Below are 18,203 nucleotides of genomic sequence, written 5' to 3'. Positions count from 1 at the left end.
TTACATTATATTGTTCTGCAAATTATTCTACGATTTGCGCATTGATTACTTTCGTATTTCCAGCATTTAATTTCTGCTCAGCTTCCCAAAGTAAAAACTTATCGACTTCTTTGATCAGCTTAGGGATAACTAAATATAAAACAGCTAAGTCATCTAAGACTCCCAGTACCGGTACGGCAACTTCAGGAATTAAATCAATTGGAGAAATGATATAAAGAATACCCAGCATTGGTAAGATGATATCGATGGACCTCATAGGGTAAATCCCTTTTTTCCAATATTTAACCATTCTGAAAATGTCAGGTATTTTTTTGACAAAACCTTTATGGTTGATGGCCTCTTTAGCCAAATTTAATTTAGAATATTTCATTTTGTGTTTGGTTTAAATAAATTCTTGACTTTACAAAATTCGCAAATTCTATACCAAATAATTATAAAAATTCGTTAAAAGATTTATTTAATAATATTGTCAATAAACTGATGAACAGATTCCGTATTCCAGTCTCTGTAAGCATCTTCTTTTATAAGGATCCTTCCTGATTTATCTAATAAGAATGTAGTGGGGAAGGCCTTTGGTAATAACTTTTCAGAAATTGGGCTTTGTGCAATATAGACTGGAACTGAGTAGTTATTTTCTTTAAGAAACTTACGTACTGCAGATTCTTCATCTTTCATCGCAATAAGTACAAAATCCACATTTCCTTTTCTTGTATCATAAAGTTTCTGGATAGTAGGCCATTCCTTTCTGCAAGGAGGACACCATGTTCCCCAGAAGTTTAGAAAGATGGGCTTATCTGTAAAATTCTTAAGATTAGTACTTGGAACATTGATTCCCTGAAGGTCAATATTATAATCTTCCTTATTGATAGTAACTGCATTCTCGATTGTTGCAATCGGGAAAAACAGATCCTTAAGGGAATTTCTTATCCCCGGAACGAAAGCTATGATTCCGATGATAGCAATAAGTACAATGTAGACTATATTTTTTTTCATCCTGTTTTTTTATTGTTTGGGTAGATGTTTTATAACAATTCAAGCATTTCCTGAACTGCATCCTTTCCTCTGTTTTTAGCATAGTAAATCTGCAGATCATTATAAAACTGATCTTTGGGATATCCTTCAGGATCTGCTTTATATTTTAACAATAATTCTTTGCCATATTTAGGACGTGGTCCCCAAGAATTTTTTACCGTAAAATCATCATTTAGGATAATAACTTTCGGTATTGATTCTGTTCCATTGGTCAGAAACTGATTGATTAAAGTTTTATCACCGTCTCTAAGAAAAATTCTAACTTCATTGTGACCTTCAAAAAACTTAACAAAAGCAGGAACAGATGCACTTGCGTCTCCGCACCATACTTCGGAAATAATTAAAATTTTGCCATTGAAGTTTTTAGATTGTAATGCATTGAGCTGTTCTTCATCCGGAACATACTTTTTTAAAGTTCTGTCCATTCTTTGAAGCCCCAGTTCATAATATTGTTTATAATCAATGTCATGTTGGTTGTCAGGTGTTTCCAGTCTTTGTCTTCCAATATGAACATATTCCTCAAAAGTGATTCCTTTATCCCAATAATCTTTCATTGCTAAATTATTTGTGTTAAAATTGATTTAGGTTTCTTGTTTTGTTAATTAAAAACAAATCAGCCAATACAAATGCTGCTAAACTTTCCACAACAGGTACTGCTCTTGGAACTACACAAGGATCGTGTCTTCCTTTTCCTTCCACAATAACAGGATTTCCATCTCTATCGATGCTGTCCTGAGGCCTTAAAATAGTAGCTACCGGTTTGAAGGCTACACGGAAATAGATATCCATACCATTGGAAATTCCACCTTGAATCCCACCAGAAAGATTTGATTTTGTGGTGAAATCAGGGTTGAAAGCATCATTATGTTCCTTACCTGTCATTTTAGCTCCACAGAATCCACTTCCATATTCAAAACCTTTACAGGCATTGATGTTAAGCATTGCTTTGGCAAGCTCGGCTTGTAATTTAGAAAATACAGGCTCACCAATTCCAACAGGAACATTTTTTATAACACAAGTGATGGTTCCTCCGATTGTGTTTCCTTCTTTTTTAATTTCTTTGATCCTTGCGATCATTTTTTCAGCAGTCTCTGTATCCGGACAACGTACATCATTGCTTTCTGTTTTTGAAAAATCTAAATCCTGATAAGGTTTTTCACAGAAAATGTCCCCTACAGACGAAACATAAGCATTAATTTCTATGTTCGATAAAAGCTGCTTGGAAAGTGCGCCAGCTACTACCCAGTTCATTGTTTCTCTTGCTGAAGATTTTCCTCCGCCACGATAATCTCTTATCCCGAATTTTTGATCATAAGTAAAGTCTGCATGACTCGGGCGGTATGCACTTGCAATATGATCATAATCTTTTGATTTTTGATTTTCATTTTCGATGATAAAGCCAATAGGAGTACCTGTTGTCTTTCCTTCAAATATTCCTGAAAGAAATTTCACTGTATCACTTTCCTTGCGCTGAGTAACAATAGCTGACTGGCCAGGCTTGCGACGATCCAATTCATATTGAATTTTATCAAAATCTACTGTTAAACCTGCCGGAAAGTTATTGATTATTCCACCATAAGCCACACCGTGACTTTCTCCAAATGTTGTAAGACTGAGAAGATTACCTAAAGTATTGAACATAGGTACAAATTTACAGCTTTTTCTTAATATAATAGTGTCTTTGTATATTGTTCTGTTAATCGATGTTAGTGATAGAATTGATGACGTATTTTCTTTTGCTTTTGGTAGAATGAAATGCTATTCTATACTAACTTACAATATCATTTAAATTTTTATTGAGAGACATTTGTATGGACTGTATATTTTTGTCTGATAAATACGGAAGAGAGAAGTATAAGGTAATTACCTGATTATTATGTCTTCTTATTTTGACAATAAGATATCTTAGAAGTACAATTTTTTTGATTTCACTGCTGATGATTTTATCTAAAGGCAGTTCCATTTTCTCCATAAAATACGGGTTAAAAAGGAAATGCAAAAAATTATAATTACTTATGATAACTACCTCACCTGAATTTTCGAAATTAAAAATTTGCAGTTGAAAATTGAAAATGAAAATTGCAAAAAGAATAATTGAGCCTGATATGTACAGGATTGATCTGGTTTCAGGAAAGAATGTATACATAAGCGTCAGAATCGCAAGAGTAATAATTGAGAAAACTATGCTGCTTATCCAGATGAAAATGATGGAGGGATGATTGGTTATTTTTCGGATGCTCATAATGTGTGTAATTAGTTGGGATCATTATGATTATCCTATAGAATAAATTTTTCTCATAGTGCAAATAGTACATGGTTATTAAAAAAAGAATCAGGCAACTCGAAAATGTATTCTGATTTGTGCTTTTAAATGGGTCATTTCCTTTGTCAGCCTGTTTCTTTTGCTGGCAAATATATAAAGAGAGCTGATAAATTCGGCTATCACATAAGTATCTCAATGACTACAAATCGTCTTTTGTAGAGGATCGTAAAAAAGCAGACTAGTAGTATTATGAGAGATTTTTCATCCATAAATAGATATCTTCATCAGAAGATATATTGAGTCTTTTCCTTAATCTATTTTTACGGAGCTGAACGGCTCTTGGGGTTACAAAAGTATACTGGGCAATATCTTTGGAAGAAAAATTTAAGTATAAATAGGCACAGAATGTAAGTTCACTGGTTAATAATTTAGGATTATTTTTTAACAGCGCAGAAATAAAATTGGGGTAAACTTCTCTAAATCGTGTAAGGAATTCAGGATTGTTTTCTTTAGCCAATTGAATAACAATTTCGAAGGCTTCATTTACTTTTTGTTCCAGGAGATAAGCCTTTTGATTTTTATTGGCAATAATTTCCTCTTGGGAGTTGATCGTTTTTCTTGCTGTACGGTGTTTGATGAAAAAATAGTATAAAAAAAATAGTGTCAGAGAAACAATAATGATTATAAGAATAATGATGTTCCTGTTTGTTGTTTTTTGTGTATTGTTTTCCTGCTCATCAAGGAGGGTGTTAAGAGTTGTTTTTGGAAAATCTATATATTCCTGACTGAATTTTTCTCTTAGTTCATTTGTCTTTGTTTTATATTCGTTTGATTTTTTTATGTCTCCAAGAGCTAGATAGGTTTCCGATATACAATGACTTGCCCACGGAATGAGACTTGAATAGTGTAATTCTTCCATAACATTCAGAGCTTTCATGAAATGAATGAGAGCAGAATCATTTTTTTTTCTTTGAAATTCAGAAAGACCCCATGCCATTTCGGTCATTGCAGTGTTCTTATAATGATATTTTTTTCCAATGTTTAGAGATTTTTCAAAATAATAGTTGGCGGAATCATATTGTTTTTTTACTGCATGAGAAAATCCCAAAAGTGAATAGAAGTTCGTGAGTTGTTGTGGAGGCGTATTTTCTTCTTTTAATGAATGTAGTACATGGTTCGCTTCCATTAAATAATAAGATAATGAATCTATATCGTTTTTACCCATGTAAAAAGCAGCAAGATTTGTATAAGCTTTTACTTCAGTTATAGCTTTATCCTGCTTATTGGTAATCTTGTTTAAAAATAGAAATCCTTTTTTTTGTTCTTTTAAAGAGTAGTCTGGTGAGATCATTGAATACAGCCTGCTTCTTACTACAAATATTTCGGCCATAAGCAAAGGGTCTGTTTTTGTATAATCTTCTTTCTCTGCTAATGATAAGCATTTTAATGATGTATTTAATTTTCCCAGATCACACAATGCCTGGCCAATATAAAAATTACTATACGCAATTCCGTATGAATAATTGATTTTTGTACTTGCATCAAGTGCTTTTTCTGCATATGCATTGCTGGATTCCAGATCTGCTTTAAGAAAGGCATTATGAGATGATTCTATAAGTTGTATAATCTCCTTTTCCTGCAACAATCTTTGAGACTGCAAGGTTAGTGGAAGAAAGAATGCAACAAATAAGTAGAGGATGTGTTTCATTTTACAAGATTATAATAACCTTTTATTTAAGCTGAATTGTTTACAGATTATAATTAGTTCGTTAAAAAAAATAATTATAACCTTTTAAAATTACATATTTTATTCTTCGAATTTTAAACAATATAGGTTGTTTTTAAACTTTGCAAATGTATTGAGTCTTGCGAATAAAATAGCCTGTTTATAATGGCTTTTCCATGATGTGATATCTGTGTGATATCTTTTTTTGCCAGTGAATAAGTGAGATTTTTATATATCCTTATTATTTTTCCCTTTTGTGAGAAGTGTAGGATAAGAAGTGAGCTGCTTTGAAATCTCTTTAGGTTTTGATTTTATAGTAGTGCTGAAAGTACAAATGTTCTTTTTATCATTTTATAATAAAAGTTTAGAGAATTAACAAAAGTGTTAAGCTGTTTTAATTGTTTTTGGTTATGATATCAGAAACCCGATCAGCTTCTTTTTTCCCCGGGCTATCCAGTCGTTTCCAGATAAATCCCTTCCCCAAATTATTTTTGTCAATTGGTTGTGGAAAAATATTAGCTTTTATATCATCAAGAATATAACTGTGAGATATCGCAGGAACGGGTGTCTTAAAATTATAAGGATAGTTTTTGGAAACATTGAATTTTAAATCTCCAATCTTGAAAGTTTCAAAGGCTGTGGATGGGTATTGAGAGGGCTCGTAAATTTGTTGTTTTTCAAAATTACCCATGAAACCTGCCATTTTATAACTAGGCAGGTGAGTGGCAACAAATGATGGGAATGATAAAAAAGCAATGATGCAAATGCTTCCTGCTAAAAATGTAATCACAGATCTTTTACGATTAAAATACTGATAGAATAGAATGAAAAATATCACAAAAAATACATCCATAAAAAACCGATACTGAGCAGAAAATGAAAGAACCAGAATTACCTTTACTAGTAATGAAATAACAATTAAGTAGATCGTTGTATTTTTCTTTTTGATTGAGTATACAATAAGAACAAGAAGGCTAAGAATGAATAAAATATTGATCTTCGATTTAATTCCATTAAGAAATAACCAATTTTTTATATAATCCAGAGATGAGAACTTTTGAATTTCTTCAAAAGTATATTGCATATCATAGGTTTTTTGAATGGCGAATTGTGATGATTTTTTTAATATTTCCGGATTGGGTTTCCAGTATACTCCAAGGTCAGCTATGGGAACAGGAAAAACCGGATATCCAAAAGTCCAGATATTTTTGATGAAAAATAGAATGAGCAGTGAGAAGCCAAATATCAGATTTTTTATGTTCGATTTTACAATAAGGACAGAATAGAGCAAACTCAAAACAGGAAGCCATATCATGGTCGGCTTTATCGTAAAAACAAACATCGAAAAAGCAAACAGTAGAGATACATTCTTATTGGCTGAAATTATTTCATTTAAAATGATTAACGAAAAAATAAATACGGGCAGATCAGGACTTGGTGATTGAGAGAACAAAAACATAATTGGAAGAAACGCTAGCTGAACCCATGATTTTTTCTCAACAATATAAATGGTATATACAATTAGAATAATAGCATTGATTCTTAAAAATGGATCTGCAAAATTAGAAAACCCAGCCTGGAATATATGCCAGACAGACATCTGTCCCAATGTAAGATCCAAATTAGAAATACCTTTTACTAGACCATATTCTGTTAGCCATTTGATAGAAGGGACATAATATCCAAAATGATCTAGTATATAGGGGTAATAAGAGCTACAGAAAAGTATAATTAATGATATGGCAATAATCAGTATTGTATCTTTCTTTGAAAAGGTATACAACTCATGATACAATTTTTCTTTAAAAAAGAAGAAAAGACCAATGATTATAGTGAATATCTCTACATATAAGTTGATGGGAATAAAAAAAGCCAGAAGAGTCCATGCTATGCTTGTTAGTAATACTCCGGCAAAAATTTTTCCTGATAATCCCGGAAGTAGATTTCCAAAACAGTATTCCATAATTCTTCCAACACCCAACAGGGTTGAAACAATGATAATGAAAGAAAATAGAATTAAGATCATAAAAAAAGATTGCCTAAAAATAAGCAATCTTTTATTCTTTTATAGTATAATTCTTAATTACGAGGTTGCACTCTTCCATCTTTTCTATCCCCAGATCGTCCAATTGCGTATCCGGTTGCTCCACCTACAACACCTCCAATTACTGCACCCAAACCTCTGTTGTTTTTACTGATAATGGCACCAGCGGCAGCACCACCCACGGTACCAATAATGGTTCCTTTGGCTGCTTTACTCATCCCTTTCTTCTTAGTAGTTCCCTGGCTGGTTCCTTGTGAAGAATTATTATCATTATTAGCATATGATCCATTATTGTTGGATTGAGATTCTCTGTCTCTATATACTGTTCTTGTTTTTGTAATTACTCTTGGTTCAGAATTTCTTGAAGCTGTTGCTTTTGATTTACTTGCTTCAACAATGCTGTCTGCTTTTTTCTGAGATTCATAGACCATTTTTTCCTTTTCTATGGCTAACTTCTGTTTCTCTATATCAAGCTGTTTTGCTTGAAATTCAATTTTCTGCTGTTCTAATGACTTTTCAGCCACCTGATCATCTTTCTTACAAGCTGTCATCAAAAATACTGACAATAAACCTGTTAATACAATATTCTTCATAATTCAAATTTTATTAGGTTGCCAAATCAAAACGATTACAGCTTTATAGTTGTTTTCAATTATGAAGCCAAATTTTAGTTAAGTGATGTTAAAAAATCAAAAAGAAATCAAAAAAAATGAATAATTACTTTAAAAATTTCTGTGAATATCTTCTTTTCATATGATAAACGATTGATTTACTTGTGAATAGAATTATTTTAGTTATAATTAATTCCTAAGAAAGTTAATTTATGGGTTGAGTTGTTAAATTATAATATCTCAGGCATGGAAATTGCGGCAGTATTAATAAGCTTTTAGTAGTAGAAAAGTTTATAGTCTTCTAAAATATTATTCATCAAGATCCCCGGTTATTCTGGGGATCTTTAATTAATAATGTAACCTTCATTTAATTGTGGGTTCTAATTAAATTCATAGAAAAGAATTATTTTTGATTAACAAAATGTTGATCATTGTTTTTTTATAATCAAAATACATTCAGCCCATCTTTAATGTTCGGTGTAATAATAACATTCATTTAAAAACTTTACCTTTTAATGATCGAATGAAAATAATTAGGAAGATGATCAATAATTTATTTGAATAAGATGCGAATAGAATTCCTTTATAACAGGTGTTTGATGGTGTATTTATTCACTTATATTAGAAATAAATAATGTTTTTTAATTTTTAAAAACTATATTTATAGAAATTTTTGATTATTCGTTTATTTTTGATTAAGTTATTGTATTTCTTTGGGTAATATTTATAGTTCATCTTTTTGTGATTGTTAGAAAAAGATTTAAATCGGGATTATGATTTACCACATTTCAAAGGAATATTTAAAAAGATAATAGTAATATTAAAGATATTCTATTTCAATTCTAGAAATAGATTTTTTTCATCATTTGTGTTTTTTGCGGCCTCTCAGGAGGCCGTTTGTTATTTTTAAAATATTATTAAATGTAACTTTTAGTTATTAAGTGTTATTTTTTGAGGAATTACTAAAATAAATAATATTTTAACTTAAATAGCTTCCTTTCTTCTTTTAGCATAATATATCCCAGTTAGAATAATGATAATTCCTAAGACTTCCTTTAAAGACAATGTTTCTTCAAAAAGAAAATAAGCATAAACAGCCGCAAATACTGGTTGGCTAAGAATAATAACCGAAGAAAGCATAATGCTTATTTTCCCTAAACAATAGCTTAGTAATCCTTGTCCAAGTAATTGGGATAATAATGCTAATCCCAATAATATAGAGATTTCTTTAGGTGTTACAGGATATTGTAGTCCTTCAAATAGTATTGTGCCAAGTAGTAATACAGGAATCGATCCTAGCCCACTGATAAACATAATGGTAGGGGCATCAACTTTTAATCGTACTTTATATACACTGAGAAGAAATAAACCATAAAAAATAGACGCACTAAATGCCAGAAGATCCCCTTTATAATTTCCACTGTTTGTAATACTAAATTTTCCAGACATTAAAATAATAATGCCTATGATACAGATCACAAGACCTAATAAAAAATTTTTGCTTGGTTTTTCCTTGAAAATAAAATAAGATAAAGGAATGGTAGTGAAAGGGACTAGATTTACAAAAAGATTTGCATTCGCTACTGATGTAAATTGGAAAGAAGTATTCCAAAGGATCAGATCTACAGCAAGGAAAACACCACTGAACAAAATTATAATCCATGATTTCCTGTCTACCATTCGTATTTTCTTATGAATAAACGGAATTAAAAAAATTAAGGAGAAGATAACTCTGTATAAGGCTGTATTTATTGGAAGCAAACTGCTCAATTTTACAAAAATTCCACCAGTTGCAAGACTCATTACTGCCAGAAAAGCTAAAAGAATATTGATTTTAAATTTCATCAGATTGTTTTATATAGCAAATTTCAATATTTGATCAAAAGGAATAACTTTTGTAATTAAAGATTTTAATTACAAAACTTTAATTTCTAAATAATTATGCAATTAGATCAACTTCATTACGCTATTTTAAACGAATTACAAAGAAATTCCCGTTTATCCAACGTAGAAATAGGACGCAAAATTGGATTAACATCGCCTGCTGTTGCAGAAAGGATAAGAAAATTGGAAGAGGCAAAAATTATAAAGTCATTTACTGTAAATTTAGATTATGAAAAACTAGGGTTTAATGAAAATGTTATAATAGGAATTGATATTCCCTATTGTGACATTCCTCCATTTTTAAAGGAAATTGAAAATATAAACGGTATTTTGAAAGTTATGAAGTCTACCGGAGAATTTTGTCTAATCATACATTTAGTTACTAGGAGAATTTTTCAACTGGAAGAAATCATAACTCGTTTCAGTAAACATGGAAGAACCTCAACATTTCGTATACTAGCTTTTCCTTTAGAAAGGGATTTTGTTCAAATTGAGGGAAGTTAATTTACCATTCCTTTCTTCCCAAACTAAATTTTTCACTATAAATTTTTCTACAATTTTCTTTCTCATTTACCTAGCCCCCAAATGATTAAATGAAAAAATTGAGGTTCTTTTCTTGTTTACTATGATTAGCATTCTGCATTTTAATGTATTAGGCTTTTGAAATGTATTTGATGTTAGTCGTTTTTATAATTTAAAATGAAGTTAGGCTTTTGAAAAATCTCATAAAAAATATCCATCTGCATAATAAATGTTATGAAAAAACGATTTAGATTTGTAGGATTAATATTAATAATGACAACTTATGAAGAGATTTTCTATTTTTTTAATACTTCTTCTGTGTTTGATCGATGTGGGACTTTATGCACAGGCACCCGCAACATTGCCATATGCTCAGGATTTTTCGACGGCAAACGATCTTACACTGGTTAATGGAAGTCAAGTTAATAAGTGGGAATACGGCTCAGCTACTGGAAATGCGGGCAGTTCCATTTATATTTCGAACACCAATGGGACAACCAATGCATATAACACAGGGACAACCAGCTATGTTCATGCCTACAGAGATGTTATCATTCCGGCAGGAACTAGTGTTGCTACCTTCTCATTTGATTGGAAGGCAGATGGAGAAAGCACGTGGGATTTTTTAAGAGTCTGGCTAGTTCCATCATCTTATGCCCCAACTGCAGGAAGTCAGATTACTACTGGTGGAGGAAGAATCCAGGTAGGTGGTAATTATAACCAACAAACGAGCTGGCAGACTTACTTTAATACCAATTTAGATTTAAGCAGTTTTGCGGGTACTACAATGCGTTTGGTTTTTGAATGGACAAATGACAGTAGTGGAGGAACTCAACCTCCTGTAGCTATAGATAATATTAACCTGGCTATCCCGACATGTATTGTTCCTTCAGCTATGGTAGTGAACGGAATAACTTCTTCAGCCGCAACATTAAGCTGGACTGCACCAACTCCGGTGCCAGCGAATGGATATGCTTATTATCTAACCACAACGAATACTCCTCCTGTTGCAGGAACTCCTCCAACGGGGACAAGTACTACAACGTCAGTAAACTTACCTACTCTTACGCCCAATACTACGTATTATTGGTGGGTGAAGTCTGTTTGTAGCTCAACGGATAGTAGTTTCTGGGTAGGTGGACCTACTTTTAGTACCACACAGATACCGGCAACACTTCCATATAGTCAGAATTTCTCTGCAGGTAATGATTTAGGATTTACTAGTGGAACTCAGGTCAATAAATGGGCTTATGGTTCTGCTACAGGTAATCCGGCTAATTCTATTTATATTTCCAATACTAATGGAACGACTAATGAATATGCGACAGGTTCAACCAGTTATGTTCATGCGTACAGAGATGTTATCATTCCGGCTGGGACTACTGCTGCTACTTTATCTTTTGATTGGAAAGCAGATGGAGAAAGCAATTGGGATTTTTTAAGAGTATGGTTAGTTCCATCATCTTATATGCCAGTTGCAGGAAGTCAGATTACAGCTGGTGGAGGAAGAATTCAATTAGGTGGTAATTACAATCAACAAACAAGTTGGCAAACCTATTTTAATACCAATTTAAACTTAAGCAGTTTTGCGGGTACTACAATGCGTTTGGTTTTCGAGTGGACAAATGATAGTAGTGGAGGAACTCAACCTCCTGTAGCTATAGATAATATTAATCTGGCTATTCCTACATGTATTGTTCCTTCAGCGATGTTGGTAAATGGTGTAACAGCTACTGCAGCAACATTAAGCTGGACAGCACCAACTCCGGCACCAGCAAATGGATATGCTTATTATCTTACCACAACGAATATGCCTCCTGTTGCAGGAACTCCTCCAACAGGAACAAGTACTACAACATCAGTAAACTTGACAACTCTTGCCCCAAATACAACTTATTATTGGTGGGTAAAGTCTGTTTGTAGTTCAGCGGATAGTAGTTTCTGGATTGGCGGTCCAACTTTTACCACAACTCAGATACCTGCAACTATTCCATATAATCAGAATTTCTCTGCAAGTAATGATTTTGGATTTACAAGTGGAACTCAAGTTAATAAATGGGCTTATGGTAATGCTACAGGTAATCCTGCTAATTCCATTTATATTTCCAATACCAATGGAACAACAAATGCTTATAACACAGGTTCTACCAGTGTAACACAGGCATATAGAGATATTGCTGTTCCTGCGGGAGCTTCTATTGCTACTTTATCTTTTGATTGGAAAGCAGACGGAGAAAGTACTTACGATTATTTAAGAGTATGGCTGGTTCCGGCATCTTTTATGCCTACAGCGGGAGTTCAGATTGCTGCAGGAGCTGGAAGAATTCAGCTAGGAGCCAATTACAATCAACAGACTACATGGCAATCATACCTTAACTCTACATTAAATATTAGTAGTTTTGCGGGTACTACAATGCGTCTGGTTTTTGAATGGAGAAATGATAGTAGTGGAGGTACTCAACCCCCTGCTGCTATAGATAATATAAAACTATTGATCTGTAGTACTGCAACACCTGTAGTTGCAGTGAGTGCTATTACGCATAATACGGCAACTTTAACATGGCCACAAGATAGTGGAGGTGCTTCTTACAATATAAGATACAGACCTGTAGGTTCTACTACATGGTTATTGGCAAGTGTAGCTGCTGTAGCTGCTCCTGCAACAAATAATACTTATAACTTAGCAGGATTGTTACCGGCAACTTTATATGAGGTGGAAGTAGCAGCGGTTTGTAATAGTGTTCCGGGAGTATATTCGCACAATCAGTTTACGACAAGATGTGATCCTACACCTCCGAATGTTACAGTAAGTAACATAACAACTACGTCTGCATTGATTACTTGGGGACCGCTTGCTGTTAGTTCAACATATAAAATGAGGTATAGAATTGTAGGTAGTGGTGCAGGAGGATGGAGTGCCGATATTCCATTACCAGCAGCGCCAACCAATACTTATCTGTTGTCAGGATTGAATGTTTATACTACTTATGAAGTTCAGATTGCTAATAAGTGTGACAATGAAACTACATTCAACGGATGGTCTAGTCCAAAAGTCTTTACAACGGAGAGAACTTGTGATCTGCCTCCTCCGGGACTAACGATAACTCAATTAACAACCACTACAGCTACAGTAATCTGGGATCCTTTCCCTGGAGCTACCTATGTGTTGAGATACAGAAAAGTAGGTATTCCAAGTTGGACAACTGTTACGGTAACGAACAATAACTATATCATTACAGGGTTATTGGAATTGACGAAGTATGAAATGGAAGTGGCTAACATTTGTAATGGAACACCAGGAACATATACGCTTCCTTACTATTTCACGACACCAACAGTGGTTTATTGTCCAATGGCATCTACAAGCTCAGCATCTGAATTTATTTCAAAAGTTACTGTGAAGCCTACGAATAAACCAACTATGGAGAGTAGTACAGGTGCAAGTACCTATTCAGACTTTACAGCGGATGATACTAAATTTATACAGCTGATTCAAGGATCAACAGGTAATGAGATCTCTATTGAGAAGTCATGGACAGGAACTACCTATGATGAAGGTATTGCCGTATGGATTGACTTTAACAGAAACGGATCTTTTGATATTAATGAAAGAATTCTCGTTTCTTCACAAAATACTACAACTCCAATTAAGGGAACATTCAGTGTACCTACTGATGCATTTGTGAGTACAACAGACTACAAATATGTTGTGATGAGAGTAGCAATGCAGAGAGAAGGAATTCCTGTAAATTGTACAGGTTTTGCTAACGGTGAGGTAGAAGATTATACAGTGAAAATTTCTAAAAATCCTGTACCTAACCCAACTAATCAAACGGAAATCCTTATTTTCCCTAATCCGGTTAGTTCGATATTGAATGTTAAAAATATTAGCAAAAGAGCTAATTACAAAATATACAATGCTGCAGGTCAGCTTATCACCAGCGGAATTATTTTAAATAATAAAGTTGATGTAAGCAGTCTGATCCACGGAGTATATGTTATAGATATTGATGATGTTCAGGGTACAGCCCAAAAGAAATTTATCAAAGAATAATATTAAAATAATTGTTAAATAAAAATAAGCTCTCAGAAATGAGGGCTTATTTTTTTTCTCTTATTTATTATTTTATTAAAAATAAATCAATAATATTAGAATTATTTAAAAATAAAATATTATCTTTAATGTAGTGGTAATCAGTTGATTATTTTGCTGTTTTACAAGGGTGTTTTGATTGTTTTCGTTTGCTTATTTTATAATTGGCCATTAAAATTCAATTTTACATTAAAGTATAACATAAAAACTATTCAAATGAAAAACAAAATTATTCTATTGGGAATCTTTGGGTGTATTACCTTATTTAAGGCGCAGGTTGGTGTAAATACGACTGTTCCTGCTGCTACTTTAGATGTTGTTGCAAAAAATATATCAGCAACAAGCGTTGATGGCATTATTGCACCTAGAATTGATAGGTTAAGAGCTTTTACCATGTCTGGGGTTCCAAATGGAACATTAATTTATATCAATGATATTTCAACGGGGGCTGCAACGGGACAAACTGCTAATATTAATGCAACAGGCTATTATTATTTTGAAGGGACTGCATGGCAGAAATTTGCAGGGAGTGGGGGTGGAGGAAATAATATCTATGATAGTGATGGAACCCTTGCGGGAAATAGAAATGTAAACTTGGGAGGTAATAGTTTGGGATTTACAGGTACCGGAAATGTTGGAATTGGTATTGCAGTTCCAAATAGTGATGCTATATTAGAAACTTCAGCAACAAATAAAGGACTTCTAATGCCAAGAGTAGCCCTTACAAGTACCACTTCTCCTATTCCTTTAACCTCGCATACTGCGGGAATGCTTGTATATAATACAGCTTCTGCCGGAATATCGCCCAATGATGTAACTCCCGGCATATACTATAATGATGGGTCAAAATGGTACAAAACGAATCAGTCATCAGGAACCCAAAGTGGGTCAAGTGTGAATTATCAGGGATTCATTAATGCGAATACGGTTACCAATTCTGTTGTTCAGCTGGGAGACCTTCAAGTGAGGTATAACGGTACGAATACCGCGGGCACGATCTCGTTTAGAAATATGACCAATCATCCAATTTATGCTTACTATTTTGCCGTTTGGGGGCATACAAGTAATTCCAGTACAACTTACAATGGTCCCTATACACTACAACCAAACACGTGGATAGAAACCTATAGTTATGGAGCTCAAAATTCTGAGGGTACTATAATGCAGTTTGATACTTATGATCCAGCTCCTATTGATGGTACCACGGTAAAATCTTATAATCTTTCTACAAGGATGTTTTATGCTTCCGAAGTAGGAGCAGTGGGTGATTATATGTTTATGAGATTCTTTAGAAATTAATAATTTTAATTTCAAATGAGATAATGTATAAATGATATGAAATAAAAGTTTGAATTGTATAAAACCTCTTGTAGCAATACCTGGGGTTTTATTTTTGATCAGAAGTTTGAATAAATGATTAATATATTAAGAGATGTGTGTTGAAAAATAAAACTTTCTATAATATGTATTTCTGGTCTAATGATGCTGGAAAAGATAGAATTTTTATGCACTATTTCATCTTTTCTCTTAAAATAAAGTTAAAATAGTCAGGAATAGAATTATTGGCACGATATTTCAATGTACAACGCAACTCATGTTTAATTTGAGTTTTCATGGTTATTAGTTTTTATCCTCAACTTCGGTTGGGGATTTTTTATTTACAAAAAAAGGAGCCCTTTAATAAAGGACTCCAGAGGTATATTATTTAAAAAGTGTTTCATATAAAGCTTCCCTAATCGGGAAGCGATAAAATATAAATGACGGGTTACTAGTTTATTTCAAATTTAGTAAGTATTTGAATATCAATTGTATGATCGTAGTCATAAGTACTACAGTAACGTTTAAAGAAAAAAGGGATGAGATAAGAAACCCTTGGTATCGTTCTTTTTTAAGTGTTTTGTATAATAAAAGCTTGTTGGAATTATGTTGAAATTCATAAAAACAAAAAATCCCTAATTAGCTTGTTGTAAAGCCCTTAGGGATTTTAAGTGAGGTACCTAGCGGATTCGAACCGCTGTAGATGGTGTTGCAGACCACTGCCTAGCCGCTCGGCCAAAGTACCATTTTTGAGGTGTGCAAATATAAAAATTTTTCTGAATGAAACAAAGTTTTTTAGATAATTTCTTTCGTTCCCAAGGTGTTTATATCGCTTTTCAGCTGTAACTCAGCCTCATAATCTTTCTTTACAATAACGCAGGTTTGGCTCCATTTATCGTGAAGTCCGCTTTTATCAGCCAAAAATGATAAAGGATCTACAAATGGGATTCCTCGGATAATATTTCTTAATAGAAAATTGCCTACTGAAGGGGAGGTTCCGTCAATCATAATTACTTTGGTTCCTGTAATCAATTTACCAAGGCTTCGTCCTTTCGAAATGGTTTCAGTGAGAAACATCACAAAAAGATAAGCTGATAAGGTAATTAACCGATCCAGCATTGGATTCATGTTTTCCATTCTATAGCCTATTTCTTCTACGGTACTGCCTGTAATAAACGCATAGGTAATACCTGACAATCCTAACAATATAAGTACGAAGATATAACTAACAATGAAATCTATAATGTAATTAGCCAGTCTAAGACCTTGCGAGGCTCTGTGCCTGTCAACAATTTGTAAATATTTTCTCATGGTTATAGTTTAGTTTTGGTTTTATTATTTAGATTCCATTGATGATTAATTTTAATGAGGCGTTGGTATCAATGACAGCGGTAATTCCAGAAGTTCCTAAAAGGATTTGGCTAGGTTTCAGGTTGAAAACTCTTCCATTCATTTTTAGCCCTTTGTAATATTCCTTATTAAAAGCGGCTTCAATACTTTTTTTAGAAGTATCCACCAACTCCTGTGTTGGAATGCCATATTCTTCTTCGATCATCCTTACAATTTTTCCCTGGAACAGTAAACTTGCTGTTTTTTGAAGAATGTTCATTGTTTTCAGCTTGAATTTGGTATCTGATAAGACAATTTTTTTCTTAGCATCATCATAAACAGGAATTCCTGAAATGAGAGCTGTCCCTTTTATATATCCTTCCGTTTGAGCTTCAATCATAATTCTGTTTTCAATCCCGTATACTCTGATATCAGTAATCTTTACCTTTGAGTCCCGAACATCATATTCTTTCCCAAGAAACATTTTTCTGGCAATATTGGAGGCTTCTGTAAAAGGAACATTAGCCGTAGTCTGAAGAGAAAACTGATCCCCAAGAACCGGTATGAAATTAAAATTACCAGCCGTTTTTATAGGCAGTGAAGCCGCAGGTTTATTCCCTGTAAACGTTTCAGAATAAATATCAATCCCGATATTCGCATCAATCTGATTCCCATAAAATTTCAATGGAGTAATATTTACATTTACTGGTGTTACTTTTAACCATGTATTATATTCTTCAGAAATATTAAAAGGTTGAGAAAAAACATTCCATGCCATTACAGCGTATTGTTGAAAATTCAGCTGAGTGCCCATTTGCTGGTCTATTGTTTTACAGAATTTCTCCTGTTGTTCTTTCAGGCTCTTCTCCACAAGAGGTGTGATAGGAATTTGAATTTTTCCATAATCCAAAACAGGTTTTGTTACCCATTTGAATCCCATTGGCTGAGTATTGGTGACAATCGTCCAGTTATTTTTGAAGTTTAAGGTGGTGTTGAAATACATTACCGTTTCAAAAGTAGTATTCTGATACGAATAGATTCCCAGAGTACCAATCCCTTTCTCTGCCCATATTTTCAAAGGAACTTCGATCAGAAGATTTTGATTAGTTCCTCCTACCAATCTTATTGGACGGGTTTTCCAAACCTTTACTTTAAATTGATCATTATTATTATCCGTATAGGAGTCATCCTGGTAGATCAGCTCTTTTACAGAAGCATTGACCATATTTCCAATTTCAGAAAGAGGAATTGTTACCGGCATCGTAATGCTGGATTTTATCTTCGGAAAATTGTAATCTGCTAATTGATTATCAACTTTTGTTTGTCCAAAAGCATTGATGCAAAGCAGTATAAATAATATTTTGATGGATTTCAATTCTTTA

At 33.3% G+C, this 18,203-nt stretch carries 14 protein-coding genes and 1 tRNA gene; 3 read left to right on the top strand and 12 right to left on the bottom strand.

All coding sequences use genetic code 11. The annotated features are described in order from the left end of the window. Positions 1 to 22 precede the first annotated feature (22 nt). The 9 genes from JHL15_RS19340 to JHL15_RS19300 form a co-directional block, all read right to left on the bottom strand. Positions 23 to 370, bottom strand: a complete 348-nt coding sequence (locus JHL15_RS19340) for a YkvA family protein (RefSeq protein WP_200248429.1) — start codon at positions 368 to 370, stop codon at positions 23 to 25. An 83-nt stretch (positions 371 to 453) separates the two neighbouring features. Continuing rightward, positions 454 to 993, bottom strand: coding sequence for a TlpA family protein disulfide reductase (locus tag JHL15_RS19335; RefSeq protein WP_200248427.1), 540 nt, complete (start codon positions 991 to 993; stop codon positions 454 to 456). A gap of 29 nt (positions 994 to 1,022) precedes the next feature. Next, positions 1,023 to 1,586 carry a thioredoxin family protein gene (locus tag JHL15_RS19330; protein ID WP_200248426.1) on the bottom strand — a complete coding sequence of 188 codons (564 nt, stop codon included), beginning with the start codon at positions 1,584 to 1,586 and terminating at the stop codon, positions 1,023 to 1,025. Between the two features lie 16 nt (positions 1,587 to 1,602). Further along, positions 1,603 to 2,673, bottom strand: coding sequence for a chorismate synthase (gene aroC, locus JHL15_RS19325; protein ID WP_200248424.1), 1,071 nt, complete (start codon positions 2,671 to 2,673; stop codon positions 1,603 to 1,605). A 127-nt stretch (positions 2,674 to 2,800) separates the two neighbouring features. After that, on the bottom strand, positions 2,801 to 3,004 hold the full coding sequence (locus JHL15_RS19320) for a hypothetical protein (RefSeq protein ID WP_200248423.1): 204 nt from the start codon (positions 3,002 to 3,004) through the stop codon (positions 2,801 to 2,803). Positions 3,005 to 3,542: 538 nt separating this feature from the next. Then, positions 3,543 to 5,003: a tetratricopeptide repeat protein gene (locus tag JHL15_RS19315; protein ID WP_200248421.1), complete on the bottom strand. Its 1,461-nt coding sequence runs from the start codon at positions 5,001 to 5,003 to the stop codon at positions 3,543 to 3,545. A 412-nt stretch (positions 5,004 to 5,415) separates the two neighbouring features. Continuing rightward, positions 5,416 to 7,047, bottom strand: coding sequence for an LIC_10190 family membrane protein (locus JHL15_RS19310; protein ID WP_234047814.1), 1,632 nt, complete (start codon positions 7,045 to 7,047; stop codon positions 5,416 to 5,418). A 53-nt stretch (positions 7,048 to 7,100) separates the two neighbouring features. Then, a complete protein-coding gene (locus tag JHL15_RS19305; protein WP_200248418.1) occupies positions 7,101 to 7,658 on the bottom strand; it encodes a YMGG-like glycine zipper-containing protein in 558 nt (185 codons plus the stop codon). A 1,002-nt stretch (positions 7,659 to 8,660) separates the two neighbouring features. Then, a complete protein-coding gene (locus JHL15_RS19300) occupies positions 8,661 to 9,521 on the bottom strand; it encodes a DMT family transporter (RefSeq protein WP_200248417.1) in 861 nt (286 codons plus the stop codon). 96 nt (positions 9,522 to 9,617) lie between these two features. On the opposite strand from JHL15_RS19300, the gene JHL15_RS19295 reads away from it, so the two are divergent. The 3 genes from JHL15_RS19295 (at position 9,618) to JHL15_RS19285 (ending at position 15,474) form a co-directional block, all read left to right on the top strand. Beyond that, positions 9,618 to 10,064 (top strand): Lrp/AsnC family transcriptional regulator, encoded by a 447-nt coding sequence (locus JHL15_RS19295; protein ID WP_200248415.1) that lies wholly within the window; start codon positions 9,618 to 9,620, stop codon positions 10,062 to 10,064. A gap of 301 nt (positions 10,065 to 10,365) precedes the next feature. Then, the gene (locus JHL15_RS19290) at positions 10,366 to 14,136 is read left to right on the top strand and encodes a fibronectin type III domain-containing protein (protein ID WP_200248413.1); all 3,771 of its coding nucleotides are present in this window, start codon (positions 10,366 to 10,368) and stop codon (positions 14,134 to 14,136) included. 255 nt (positions 14,137 to 14,391) lie between these two features. Next, on the top strand, positions 14,392 to 15,474 hold the full coding sequence (locus JHL15_RS19285; RefSeq protein ID WP_200248411.1) for a hypothetical protein: 1,083 nt from the start codon (positions 14,392 to 14,394) through the stop codon (positions 15,472 to 15,474). Between the two features lie 692 nt (positions 15,475 to 16,166). Here JHL15_RS19285 and JHL15_RS19280 read toward each other — a convergent pair. The 3 genes from JHL15_RS19280 to JHL15_RS19270 all read right to left on the bottom strand — a co-directional run bounded on the left by JHL15_RS19280 (position 16,167) and on the right by JHL15_RS19270 (position 18,196). Beyond that, positions 16,167 to 16,237: transfer RNA gene (locus JHL15_RS19280), tRNA-Cys, on the bottom strand. 50 nt (positions 16,238 to 16,287) lie between these two features. Further along, complete coding sequence (locus JHL15_RS19275) at positions 16,288 to 16,803, bottom strand: RDD family protein (RefSeq protein WP_200248410.1); 516 nt, start codon at positions 16,801 to 16,803, stop codon at positions 16,288 to 16,290. Positions 16,804 to 16,831: 28 nt separating this feature from the next. Continuing rightward, positions 16,832 to 18,196 carry a DUF4403 family protein gene (locus tag JHL15_RS19270; protein WP_200248408.1) on the bottom strand — a complete coding sequence of 455 codons (1,365 nt, stop codon included), beginning with the start codon at positions 18,194 to 18,196 and terminating at the stop codon, positions 16,832 to 16,834. Positions 18,197 to 18,203 lie beyond the last annotated feature (7 nt).

It is taken from the genome of Chryseobacterium paridis (genome assembly GCF_016595215.1).
GTDB lineage: Bacteria > Bacteroidota > Bacteroidia > Flavobacteriales > Weeksellaceae > Chryseobacterium > Chryseobacterium paridis.
This window is presented reverse-complemented; position numbering and strand designations above follow the sequence as displayed.

Excerpts from the sequence above, each read along its gene's own strand:
- JHL15_RS19340 (WP_200248429.1), bottom strand. The coding sequence starts at position 370 with ATGAAATATTCTAAATTAAATTTGGCTAAAGAGGCCATCAACCATAAA.
- JHL15_RS19335 (WP_200248427.1), bottom strand. The coding sequence starts at position 993 with ATGAAAAAAAATATAGTCTACATTGTACTTATTGCTATCATCGGAATC.
- JHL15_RS19330 (WP_200248426.1), bottom strand. The coding sequence starts at position 1,586 with ATGAAAGATTATTGGGATAAAGGAATCACTTTTGAGGAATATGTTCAT.
- aroC (WP_200248424.1), bottom strand. The coding sequence starts at position 2,673 with ATGTTCAATACTTTAGGTAATCTTCTCAGTCTTACAACATTTGGAGAA.
- JHL15_RS19320 (WP_200248423.1), bottom strand. The coding sequence starts at position 3,004 with ATGGAGAAAATGGAACTGCCTTTAGATAAAATCATCAGCAGTGAAATC.
- JHL15_RS19315 (WP_200248421.1), bottom strand. The coding sequence starts at position 5,003 with ATGAAACACATCCTCTACTTATTTGTTGCATTCTTTCTTCCACTAACC.
- JHL15_RS19310 (WP_234047814.1), bottom strand. The coding sequence starts at position 7,047 with ATGATCTTAATTCTATTTTCTTTCATTATCATTGTTTCAACCCTGTTG.
- JHL15_RS19305 (WP_200248418.1), bottom strand. The coding sequence starts at position 7,658 with ATGAAGAATATTGTATTAACAGGTTTATTGTCAGTATTTTTGATGACA.
- JHL15_RS19300 (WP_200248417.1), bottom strand. The coding sequence starts at position 9,521 with ATGAAATTTAAAATCAATATTCTTTTAGCTTTTCTGGCAGTAATGAGT.
- JHL15_RS19295 (WP_200248415.1), top strand. The coding sequence starts at position 9,618 with ATGCAATTAGATCAACTTCATTACGCTATTTTAAACGAATTACAAAGA.
- JHL15_RS19290 (WP_200248413.1), top strand. The coding sequence starts at position 10,366 with ATGAAGAGATTTTCTATTTTTTTAATACTTCTTCTGTGTTTGATCGAT.
- JHL15_RS19285 (WP_200248411.1), top strand. The coding sequence starts at position 14,392 with ATGAAAAACAAAATTATTCTATTGGGAATCTTTGGGTGTATTACCTTA.
- JHL15_RS19275 (WP_200248410.1), bottom strand. The coding sequence starts at position 16,803 with ATGAGAAAATATTTACAAATTGTTGACAGGCACAGAGCCTCGCAAGGT.